Below are 11668 nucleotides of genomic sequence, written 5' to 3'. Positions count from 1 at the left end.
CCCATTCTAGATATTTAAACTAGGCGCGGACAGTTCACCGCTTCTTCTCTTCTAGAATGGCTGGTATTTTATTTTCTTGCAAGTCCCCAAATCCTTCTAATTGACCCTTATCTAAGCGACGGTACACAGTTTCTTCTTGTTTGCCTTGATACAACCCAACAAGTCCCCAAGATAAATGGTCGTGAATAGGAGTGATGGAATTAGGAGGAATCACTAAACTAAAAATAGTTAACTCTTGAGAACGATACAGCAACCATTGTCCGATACCACCACCCAAACCACCTTCAAGATTTGGTTGAGCAAAATGTTCTGGTAGCCAATCCCGTTTCTGGAGTAGGGCGGCAAAATAGGGTTCAAGGATATCGAGGGTTTTTATGCGATTATGATTTGTGGTAGCAATAATTTCTTTGGCAGTAGCTACAAACTCAGAGAATTCAGGACTATCAACAAACCATTGGTCTGTTTCTAGAGGTTCGAGAGCAGTTGTGTGAGGCATAAGATTTTGGATTTTAGATTTCTCTTCTTTCAATCTAGGCAACAGTGACTGTTTGTTGTTCTCTTCGCTGCACCTCTTTTTTTACCAACGGAATCACATCTCGACCGTAGGCGATGTCTGACGACAAGCCGCTTCTCTACGAGAGGCTACGCCAACGCGTCTACGCATCTTCCACAGGGTCAAAACCGCGAATCAGAAGTGTTGTCACTAAGAGGCTACTGATTTGTTGTGATCTGGACTGTGAGAGAGGAATCATCAGAGTAGTCCAAATGAATTAATAACCTACTGTTTGATCTACGATGTTACGCAGAGGTTGTCCTTGGTGATAACGTGTGAAATTATCTAGGAACAGAGCTAGCGATCGCTCCTTAACTCTGGGAGAATTACCAGAACAGTGGGGTGTAATAAAAACATTAGGCAAAGACCACAATGGACTTTCTGCTGGTAATGGTTCTGTAAACACAGTATCTATTGCAGCTCCGGCAATTTCACCATCTTCTAAGGCTTTAACCAGTGCAAATTCATCTACAATTGCACCACGAGCAATATTAATTAAATAAGCACTCTTACGCATCAAGCGCAGTACCTCAGCATCGATCATGCCTTTAGTATCCCAAGTCAAAGGTGTGGCAATTACAACATAGTCAGCTTCGCCCAAGAGTGCTTTCCATTCATCTGCACCCACTACTTTGTCAAAGTTAGGTAGTGGTTGCGGGTGACGACGACTTCCAAAAATCCGCATCCCAAAAGCTTTAGCACGGGAAGCAATTTCTTGCCCAATTCCCCCTGCACCGATAATTAATAAGGTTTTATCTAGCAATTCTTGAATTGGCAGACCTTTTTGCCAACGGTGTTGAGTCTGTTGTTGGTGTAATTTGGATAGTTGTTTGGCATAGGAAAGCATATAGGCAATGACGAATTCGGCAATGGGAATCGCGTGAACTCCCGCGCCGTTAGTCAAAATGAGGTTGCGTTCTATATATTTAGGTGTAATGATGTGATTTACACCCGCATTTGGCGCATGATGCCAACGCAATTGCGGCGCAGATTCTAAGACTCGATGCAATGTTGTTGGTTTCAAGAAAAACCAGCTAAAGTAAACCTCAGCATCTGTAGCATCGCCATCTAAGTTGCCTTCGCTGTCAACACGCACAACTACTATGTCATCAGGTAGATGAGCTTCAAGTTCCGTGGCTACGTCTGTTGGTAGAATAATTTTCAAAGCTGATAACTCCCTTAACAGTCGCTTTGTCGGTAAGTTTTAAGGGGTGCATCTGGGCACTTGGTTGCAGATATTATTCGGACAAAAAATAATGCAGATATGTCATTTTACCTTTTGAATTGGAGATAGGAAATTAGGAAGATGCGATGTCTCTATTGCTTCTGCTTATATTTACACCTTTGTTGATAAGTAAAAAAGCAGGTGCGACGATCGCCTAGATTTAAAAATTCCATCCATGACGTTCTCGCACCCACCTCAACTGCAAAAAGGTATCCATCCCCGTACAACACATTGCAACTTAGTGCTTTGCTCAAAAAAGCACTAAGTTGCAATGATGACTGTGTGCGAACAGAGCGCCAAAGTTGGGGCGATGGGCTTACACCCCACCTTTGCTGCGGAACGCTACGCAAACTGCGATCGCACTTTAATATTTACTACTAATTATTGGTCAAGTTACCGGAGTTTATACATAAAAGAGCTTTACACACTTTTTCCAAAAAATCAAGAGCTATCTTAATAAAAGTTAAAACCGATTGAATTAAGTTGTAATAAATAGTAAAAGCTTGTCGATCTGCAAAAAGCTTTATTTCAGAGAATCGAGCCGAAAAAGGTCAATCTGTGGCAATTTTAGTAAAATTCGGAAATTTTGCGAATTTACTGCGATTTGGTATTAAAAAGCTGACATACCAGATTTTGTTAACACAAGCAACTATATTTTGAGATTGAATTTATAGCTGTAACTACTCATTTACTAAAATTTTTATGGGATGCTACTATGTTATAAAAAATAAAATACTGTAAATTGACCGACTTAGTGTAAATTAAGTAGACATATAAATTTAGCCAAATTATCATCACTTACTTGGTCTAACAATCCTGGCAATGAATAAACTTAGCATTTTCCCTAACAAAGGAGGTAAAGATTAATGTTTAATTTTTTATTTAAGCGCATAAGAATCTATTGCCAAAAATGGGTTATTTTTAGATTTGCTAGTCAAACCCGGTTATTATCAATTGTTCCTATACAAATTACTGGCACTTTTATTACTGGCTTATGCCTCAGCTTGCTATTTGCTGCTTGTACAGCAAATAATCCCAGTAATACTACAACTGTATCTGCCAATAATTCCACTCAAACCAAAGCATCAGTAGTCAGATTTGGCTATCAAAAATCAGCAATTCTCCTAAAAAGTAAAGGGCTTTTAGAAAAGCGATTACAACCTGAAGGTGTATCTGTTGAATGGATTGAATTTCCGGCTGGGCCACAGCTTTTAGAAGCTATGAATGTTGGCAGTATTGACTTAGGACATACTGGAGAATCGCCACCAATTTTTGCCCAAGCAGGAGGTACTGCAATCACATATATCGCAGGAATCGCCCCAAGTCCTGCTAGTTCAGCAATTCTTGTTTCCAAAAATTCTGCCATCAAAACAGTCAATGATCTCAAAGGGAAAAAGATTGCTTTGCAAAAAGGCTCTAGCGCCCATTATATGCTAGTACAAATTTTAGAAAAATATGGTTTAAAATATAGTGATATTCAACCCATATATTTACCACCAGCGGATGCTCGGGCTGCTTTTGTCAGAGGTAGTATTGATGCTTGGTCAATTTGGGACCCATTCTACGCAGCAGCCGAGAAATCTGGCGATGCTCGTGTATTAATTGATGGCACAGGAATTAATAAACAGGGAGGATATTACCTTGCCAGCCAAAAATTTGCTAGCCAACAACAAGAAATTATTAAGACATTACTAGAAGAAATCCAAAATTTTGAACAATGGTCTGATCAACATCGAGATGAAGTAGCTGCAAGTCTCTCTCCCATTTTGGGCATTGATTTAGAAACAATGAAAAAGACTACTAACAGAAGAAAGTTTGGCATCACACCAATCTCTCAAGAATTAATTACTCTTCAGCAGCAAGTTGCTGATAAATTCTATGAATTGAAATTGATTCCCAAACAAATTAACGTCAAAGAAGCGATGCTTACACCTGGGCAATATGCAGCTTTTTCACCCAAAGTTAAATAATTCGTAATTAGTAGTTCGTAATTATGACCAATCCTACTGAGTTATTCCATCGTCGTTATGGCGTAGACGCGTTCAATGCAGATATTCCTTGGAATGAGACAATATCTCATTTACTGTCCCACCGTTCAATTCGCGCTTACTTGAGCGATCCGCTACCATCAAATACTCTAGAAACTTTGGTAGCAGCAGCCCAATCTGCATCGACTTCCTCAAATCTCCAGACGTGGAGTGTAATTGCAGTAGAAGATGCACAACGTAAGGAGAAGTTATCGCAGTTGGCGAATAACCAAGCGCATATTCGCCAGTGTCCTTTATTTCTGGTGTGGTTAGCAGATTTGGCGAGATTAACATCTGTCGCTGAAAGTCAAGGATTACCCCATGAAGGTTTAGATTATCTGGAAATGTTTCTGATGGCGGCTATAGATGCAGCATTAGCAGCGCAAAATGCTGTTGTCGCTGCCGAATCTCTGGGTTTGGGAACAGTTTATATTGGTGCATTGCGTAACCGTCCAGAAGAAGTGGCAGAAGTTTTAAATTTACCGCCTCATGTCTTTGCCGTTTTTGGCTTGTGTGTTGGTTATGCAGATTCATCCGTAAATGTGGAAGTTAAACCGCGTTTACCCCAAGCAGCAGTATTGCATCGGGAGACTTATCAATTAGAGAAACAAGATGAGGAAATTGCTCTTTATAACCAAATCATGAAAGCATTCTACAATTCCCAACAGATGAATGTTGCCGGCGATTGGTCAGAACACTCAGCTAAACGAGTAGCGTTTGCTGAATCTTTATCGGGACGCGATCGCTTGCAGGAAGCTTTGAAAAATTTGGGTTTTGAGTTGCGATGAAAAGGTACTGGGTGCTGAGTGAAAAAATCAGTACCCAGTCCACGAATTGGGGAGAATTTTTAAACGCAGAGGGTCGCGGAGGCTCACGCAAAGGAGAGCAGAGGTTGTATTCAAGCCATCTGTGTTGTAAGTGCATGATAAGCCATTGAATAGCCATCTCCGGCATTGGTAGGATTTTCATAAGTGCCGTAGAGATAACCAGAAGCGGGTAATCCTAATCTGCCACAAGCACCTGTACATAAAATGACTGCTTTAGCTTGAATGACAATATAATCACCATTTCTGACATCAAATCCTACTGCACCAATAGCACGTCCTTCTTTGACTAATACACGGGTTGCCATGACGCGATTTGTAACTTTGACTTTGTGGCGTTTGACTTGGCGAGTGAGAATTGTTTTGAGGTCTTTTCCTTCTGGCATGGGTAAGACATATTTACCCACACGATGCACTTGTTTTAAGTCATAGTTGCCTTGGGCATCTTTTTGAAATTTCACACCCCAGCTTTCTAATTCTTGGATGACTTCGTAACCTAATTTGCCTGTTTGATAAACGGCTTTTTGGTTTACAATCCCATCGTTAGCAAGGGTGATTTCGCGCACGTATTGTTCTGGGGTAGAATGACCGGGAATGACTGCGGTATTCACGCCATCCATACCCATTGCGATCGCACCACTCCGTCGGATGTTAGCCTTTTCTAAGATCAACACTTCTGCATCTGGATTCGCTTGTTTGGCTTTAATTCCAGCCATTGTCCCGGCTGTACCGCCACCAATGACAAGTACATCAGTTTTTATCTGTTGGGTATTGATGTCCATAAGCTTTTAGAAGTGGGGAGTGGTGGAGATGTAGCTTTAGCTTCTCTTGCAGAGACGCTAGCGCGAACCCGCAGGGTGGGAGATGAGGAAGATGGGACTTCCTAAATTACGAATTACGAATTACGAATTACGAATTACCTTTCCAAACGATTTCTTTGACTTGGATTTGCTTGGGAACTAGCTTAATTTTATGAAAAGTGTCAGCAATGTTTTGTTGCTGAGTGATGACTTCATCTGTGAGCGGTAAAACGCCATACTCCCGGCGTTTTTCAGCAATTTCCAATGCTGCTGCTTTAATACCTAATTCTGGTTCTAGAAACTTGGCAACTTCCTCTGGATTATCTGCTGCCCATTTATCTGTTTTGCTGATTTCATCTAAAAGGGTTTTCAACAAATCTGGGTGAGAATTGACAAACTCTTGACGAGCAAGATAGTAACCCCGATTTGGTGCTAAATTTGTCGCATCTGTTAATATCCTGACATCTAGATCGTGTTCAACTGCTGCTAGGTAAGGGTCCCAAATTGCCCAAGCATCAACGTTACCGCCTTCAAAGGCTGCACGGGCATCTGCTGGTGTGAGATGTGCTGGTTGGATGTCACTATAGTTTAATCCGGCAGCTTCTATAGCTTTGACAACAAGATAGTTAGTGTTTGACCCTTTAGCAAAGGCTACTCTTTTCCCCTTAAGTTCAGCAACGGTTTTAATTGGTGAGTTTTTCGGAACAATAATTGCTTCGGCTTTGGGACTCCAAGGATCGTAAGCAACATAAAGCAAGGGAGTACCTGCGGCTTGGGCAAATATTGGTGGTGATTCTCCTGTGTAGCCAAAGTCAATACTACCTACATTCATTGCTTCTAGCATAGGTGGGCCTGCGGGGAATTCCGCCCATGTCACTGAAGCACCAGCAGCAGTTAAAGTTTGCGCTAAACTGCCTCGGTTCTTGAGAGCGTTGAGAATAGTAGCCGCTTTTTGATAGCCGATACGAACTACCACACCTTGATTTGTTGTCTGCGTTGCGGCGGAGTTACTTGTGTTGTTGGGAGAACAAGCCGAGATCACAAGAGTTAAACTTAATCCGACAGCAAAGAATAAGGCAAATGTGCCAATTCTGGATATTTCATAATTCTGAAGAAAACTGCTGACAATCTTCATCAGTCGATGTGGTAAATACTTACTGAACATACGTACATTAAACTACAAGCAATAACAATATTACGGTAAATTGAGCAACTTACCGTATTTTACTGATAGAATATTCACATAGATAAGCCGCAAATGCAAGATCCGAAAAAGTATGCCTATTACGAATTAGCGCATAAAATTTTAGCGGTTTTTAAACGCATAGGCGCTTTGCCTTCCCGCAGGGTAGGTACGCCAAGGGAAGCGCAGAGGATTTTTAAGAGGCGTTGGGTTTGATGCGTTGTAGGAAATCGATGTTTAAATCTAGCTTATTTCCTAGCCATAAAGAATGTGCTGTATGATCTGTGACATCATCACCCGTCTCAGGGTGGACGAGAATATATAACCCTTCACGGTTGAGCATTAACCAGGAGACGACTTGCGTAAATTGGTTTGGTAAAAAGGCAACTTGATACATTGCTTGTGGATGCGGGCCAATGGGTTGATCGTGCCAGTGTCCAAGTCTTAGAGAACTCCACAGAATAATTGATCCTATGATAAGAGAAAGATAAATTCAGTGTGCAGTCTAGCTCATGTATCCAAAATCTATCATTCAACTCACCGCGCACCTAAAATCTCTGTACATCAAAACAGCGAAAAAACTCAAGGGAAGTGACCGAAGACAATTCATGGCAGAAGTAGTCAAAGGTTTGGGAATAGGTGGACAAACTGTGGCGGAAAGGGAGTTGGGATGGAATAGGCGCACTATCCGTAAAGGGATGCAGGAGTTAGAGAGTGGTCAGCCTTTTATTGATGGTTTCAGGCGTAGTGGACGCAAGCGGGCTGAAGCAAAATTATCAAACTTGTTGAGGGATATAAAATCGTTAGTAGACCCACAAAGTCAAACTGACCCCAGTTTTAAAAGTATACGTTTGTATACACGCATGACGGCAAGCGAAGTCCGTCGTCAACTAATTGAACAATTTGGTTACACAGAGGAAGAACTACCTTCATCAGAAACAATTCGACGAAAATTGAATGATTTAGGCTATACCTTAAAAAGAGTTCTGAAAACCAAGCCTATCAAGAAAATTCCCGAAACAGAAGCGATTTTTGAACAAGTTGAACAAATTAATAGTGAAGCTGACAATGACCCTCATACTCTGCGAATTTCCATTGATGCTAAGGTAGCAGTTAAGATTGGAGAATTTGACCGTGGGGGTAAAAATCGAATGCCAACCATCTCAGTAGACCACGACTTCCCGACGGAGATAACTCTGATTCCCTACGGCATTTTTATACCTGAATACAACGAGTTATTTTTATTCTTTGTTTCTTCCAAATTAACCGCTGATTGTATTGTTGATTTGCTTGAAAGCTGGTGGCAAACTGTCAAACACAGATTTGCTCATATTCAAAAACTGGTGATTAATCAGGATAATGGACCTGAAAATAATTCTCGCCGCACTCAATTTATGAAGCGGATTGTAGATTTTGGTACATCATCTCAACTGACGTTACAACTTGCTTATTATCCGCCTTATCATAGCAAATATAACCCGATAGAACGTTGTTTTGGCTGGTTAGAACAGCATTGGAATGGTAGTTTACTTGACACTGTTGAGACTGTACTGAATTTCGCCCAAACTCTCACATTTAAGGGTAAAAATCCGGTGGTCACATTGGTAGAAACAGTTTATTCTACAGGAGTTAAACTTACTACCTCCGCTATGGCAGAAATTGAAACACAGATTCACCGCCTCCCCAATCTCAGAAAATGGTTTGTAGAAATTTTTGCTAAACCCACATAGCTATTGGATCATTTTTTTTGTGGAGTTCTCTAGGTGCATTCATTCAATCCACTGGACATCATGTTTCTGCATGGCGACATCCAGATGCACAGATAGACGCTGGATTCAATTTTGAGCATTACAAAGAAATTACCCAGACTGCCCAACGCGGCTTGTTCGATGCAGTTTTTCTGGCGGACAGTCCAGGAGTTTGGGGCGGCGAACCAGAAACTCAAAAACGCAATGGTAAACTTGTCCATTTCGAGCCGGTGACACTCTTTTCGGCCTTGTCCTCTGTAACTCAAAACATTGGCTTTATTTCCACTGCCTCGACTACCTACGAAGAACCCTACACCCTGGCACGGAAGTTTGCTTCTTTGGATCACTTGAGTAAAGGCCGGGCAGGGTGGAATGTAGTCACCACAGGTAACGAGAATGCCGCACTAAATTTCGGTCTTGAGCATCACCCGGAACATAGCCAGCGTTATGAACGTGCAGAAGAGTTTGTGAAAGTGGTCAAAGGACTGTGGGATAGTTGGGAAGATGATGCTTTCATCCGTGACAGAGAATCTGGTATCTATTTCGAGCCGGACAAACTGCACATACTCAACCACAAGGGTAAACATTTTTCTGTCAAAGGCCCCTTGAACGTCGGTCGTCCGCCCCAAGGCTACCCAGTAATTGTACAAGCTGGAGCCTCTGAAGCTGGACGGGACTTAGCTGCGCGTACTGCTGAGGTAATCTTCACTGCCAATCAAACCTTAGCCGATGCCCAGGAATTTTATGCTGATGTCAAAGGGAGGCTGGCGCAATATGAGCGTTCTCCAGAGGATCTGAAAATTATGCCTGGGGCTTTCCCAATCATTGGCCGGACTGAAGAAGAAGCTCAAGAGAAATACGAATTTCTGCAATCGTTGATTCATCCTGATGTTGCTTGGGGTATTTTGAGGAACTATTACAAAGGTGTGGATCTGTCGAAATATTCTTTAGATGATGTAGCTCCTGAACTACCAAGCGACACCAACAATAATAAGAGTCGTCTGAAATTAGTCAGGGATTTAGCTACTCGTGGGACTCTCACACTGCGTCAGTTGTATCTCTCTCTGGCTACTGCACGAGGTCATCGCACTATACTTGGTACTCCCGAAAGTATTGCCGATCAACTAGAGGAATGGTTCAACAATGGTGCAGCAGATGGTTTTAATATCATGCCGCCCATCTTGCCTACAGGGTTGGATGACTTCATTAACTTGGTCGTTCCCATCTTGCAGAAACGTGGACTGTTCCGTACTGAATACGAGGGTAGTACTTTGCGGGAAAACTTGGGGCTGCGTCGTCCGGGTAATCAATTCGTTGTCAAACAAGCGAATGAGAGATTGGTTTTGGCGTAAATAAATAGGATTGGTTCGTAGTAAGAACTTTAGTTCTTTCTTGCACATACTAGGTGAACTCAGGACTAAAGTCCTTACTACAAGCAAAAAGAGTAGTGAGTTTCGAGTGCTGTAGATGCTCTTGTGGTCTGACTTTTCACGTTATGTGGAAAAGTCCACTAAAAACCTAACCCCCTTCCCGACGCGGGAAGGAGGAAAGTTCAAAGTCTCTCTCCTAAAAGGAGAGAGATTTAGAGAGAGGTTTTCCGGATGCCTCTGAATTGTCAGCTTGTGGTGAGTCAGTGCGCGATAAATATTAACTAATTCTCGTCTGTATTTGTTGTACTCAGCACTCATAACTCATTTCTCAGCACTACTTCTGTCATTTATTCAAGGAAAAAAACATGACTGAATATAGCAGATTAAAAACTTCTCGTTCCGCCGCAATCAAGGCAAATCTTGATTATCCGATAATTGACACCGATGTTCATACCAATGATTTCACTCCGGCGCTTGAGGATTACATTGCTAAATACGGTGGCTCAAAACTTGTAGATGAATTACGCAAGGCGGAAGCTTCTCGTCTCAATTCCAAGAGCAATGGTAAAGACTGGTATCAACAAACTCCAGAAGAACGTCAGTACAACCGCACAATTCGATCGCCTTGGTGGGCGAGAGTAACCCGCAATACTTTGGATCTTGCTACTTACACTCTTCCTGAACTCTTCTATGAGCGTCAAGCAGAGCAAGGATCAGATTATTCGGTACTGTTTCCTAACAATGTTCTTGCACCTGCTGGAGCAAGTAAAGAGAACCGTCAAGCACTGCAACGGGCAGTCAATCACTATCATGCTGACTTATATCGGAAATATAGCGATCGCCTGACACCTGTAGCTGGCATCCCGATGGGTAATCCTCAAGAAGCCGTTGAGGAGTTAGAGTTTGCAGTAAAAACACTAGGACTTAAAGTAGCAAACATTCCTGGTGGTGTGAAACGTCCAATTAAGGCGATCGCTGATAAATATCCAGCAGATCAATATCCTGAAATCGCCAAGTATGCCTCTTACATTGACTTTTACGGATTAGATAGTGAATATGACTATGATCCATTCTGGGCTAAGGCGGTTGAGTTAGGTGTACCCATTACTACCCATTATGGTAGTCAAGGTTGGACTGGACGCTCTTCCATCAGCAACTACATGAATAACCACATCGGTCACTTTGCCGATGGTTCCCAAGCATTTGCTAAGGCGTTGTTCTTTGGTGGTGTTACCAAACGTTTCCCTCAGTTGCGCGTAGCTATGCTCGAAGGTGGTGCAGATTGGGGCGCTCACGTCTACATTCATTTAGTAGATCGTTTCTCCAAGCGCAGTCTGAAAGGACTACAAAACTACAACCCAGATAACGCCAATTCTGATGAGTTGTTCGTGTTGTTCGAGCGTTTTGGTAGCGAGTTCCTGCAAGAACATCCTCTGAGTAAAGAGGAATTAACAAAGAGTGTCTTGGGTTCTTCTTTCAACCGTCATAGTCGCTCACCCGTTGGTAGTGAATTGGAAGACTTTGCCGCAGCCGGGATTGAGACAATTGAAGACATCCGCGATCGCTGGGTGAATAGTTTCTTCTTTGGTTCCGAGTCTGACGATCGCACCATCGCAGCAGCATTCAACGACAAAGCGAATCCCTTGGGTGTGAAAATCAACGCCATTTATTCTTCAGATGTTGGTCACTGGGATGTACCTGATTTGACCGATCCACTAGCGGAAAGCTGGGATTTGGTACAAGAAGGTGTGATTTCTGAAGCGGACTTTAAGGCTTATGTATTCCATAATCCTTACAAGTTCTATACCCAAGCTAATCCTGACTTCTTCAAGGGTACGGCAGTTGAATCGAAAGTACCTACTCCCCAAGTAGATAAGAGCCTTGTAGTAGCTTAAATCTTTGTCAAGGCATTGAGATGTTACAAGATACCCGACTTCT

The 11668-nt window shown here is 42.3% G+C and carries 9 protein-coding genes and 2 pseudogenes; 6 read left to right on the top strand and 5 right to left on the bottom strand.

What is annotated here, in order from left to right:
• Positions 1 to 34: 34 nt before the first annotated feature.
• Together ANSO36C_RS25435 and ANSO36C_RS25430 are read right to left on the bottom strand one after the other, a co-directional pair.
• Positions 35 to 496 (bottom strand): cupin domain-containing protein, encoded by a 462-nt coding sequence (locus ANSO36C_RS25435; protein ID WP_251956803.1) that lies wholly within the window; start codon positions 494 to 496, stop codon positions 35 to 37.
• Between the two features lie 274 nt (positions 497 to 770).
• Positions 771 to 1718, bottom strand: a complete 948-nt coding sequence (locus ANSO36C_RS25430) for a D-2-hydroxyacid dehydrogenase (protein ID WP_251956802.1) — start codon at positions 1716 to 1718, stop codon at positions 771 to 773.
• A gap of 201 nt (positions 1719 to 1919) precedes the next feature.
• Between ANSO36C_RS25430 and ANSO36C_RS25425 the strand changes: the two genes are divergently transcribed.
• From ANSO36C_RS25425 to ANSO36C_RS25415, 3 genes are all read left to right on the top strand, one after another.
• A complete protein-coding gene (locus ANSO36C_RS25425) occupies positions 1920 to 2159 on the top strand; it encodes a hypothetical protein (protein WP_251960493.1) in 240 nt (79 codons plus the stop codon).
• Between the two features lie 485 nt (positions 2160 to 2644).
• On the top strand, positions 2645 to 3748 hold the full coding sequence (locus ANSO36C_RS25420) for a sulfonate ABC transporter substrate-binding protein (protein WP_251956800.1): 1104 nt from the start codon (positions 2645 to 2647) through the stop codon (positions 3746 to 3748).
• A gap of 23 nt (positions 3749 to 3771) precedes the next feature.
• Entirely contained in the window at positions 3772 to 4593 is an 822-nt protein-coding gene (locus tag ANSO36C_RS25415; RefSeq protein WP_251956798.1) for an NADPH-dependent oxidoreductase, read from the top strand.
• Between the two features lie 131 nt (positions 4594 to 4724).
• Here ANSO36C_RS25415 and ANSO36C_RS25410 read toward each other — a convergent pair.
• From ANSO36C_RS25410 to ANSO36C_RS25400, 3 genes and pseudogenes are all read right to left on the bottom strand, one after another.
• Positions 4725 to 5411: pseudogene (locus ANSO36C_RS25410) on the bottom strand (FAD-binding protein); the annotation flags it as partial.
• 127 nt (positions 5412 to 5538) lie between these two features.
• On the bottom strand, positions 5539 to 6594 hold the full coding sequence (locus ANSO36C_RS25405; protein WP_251956795.1) for a sulfonate ABC transporter substrate-binding protein: 1056 nt from the start codon (positions 6592 to 6594) through the stop codon (positions 5539 to 5541).
• A gap of 214 nt (positions 6595 to 6808) precedes the next feature.
• A pseudogene (locus tag ANSO36C_RS25400) lies at positions 6809 to 7060 on the bottom strand (DOPA 4,5-dioxygenase family protein); the annotation flags it as partial.
• 82 nt (positions 7061 to 7142) lie between these two features.
• On the opposite strand from ANSO36C_RS25400, the gene ANSO36C_RS25395 reads away from it, so the two are divergent.
• From ANSO36C_RS25395 to ANSO36C_RS25385, 3 genes are all read left to right on the top strand, one after another.
• Complete coding sequence (locus ANSO36C_RS25395; RefSeq protein WP_251960248.1) at positions 7143 to 8342, top strand: ISAzo13 family transposase; 1200 nt, start codon at positions 7143 to 7145, stop codon at positions 8340 to 8342.
• A gap of 17 nt (positions 8343 to 8359) precedes the next feature.
• Positions 8360 to 9712, top strand: coding sequence for an LLM class flavin-dependent oxidoreductase (locus ANSO36C_RS25390; protein WP_251956793.1), 1353 nt, complete (start codon positions 8360 to 8362; stop codon positions 9710 to 9712).
• 383 nt (positions 9713 to 10095) lie between these two features.
• Complete coding sequence (locus ANSO36C_RS25385; RefSeq protein WP_251956791.1) at positions 10096 to 11625, top strand: amidohydrolase family protein; 1530 nt, start codon at positions 10096 to 10098, stop codon at positions 11623 to 11625.
• Positions 11626 to 11668 lie beyond the last annotated feature (43 nt).

This window comes from Nostoc cf. commune SO-36, assembly GCF_023734775.1.
GTDB classification, from domain to species: domain Bacteria; phylum Cyanobacteriota; class Cyanobacteriia; order Cyanobacteriales; family Nostocaceae; genus Nostoc; species Nostoc commune_A.
Note: the sequence above shows the minus strand (reverse complement) of the source record. Positions and strands in the feature narration are given on the sequence as shown.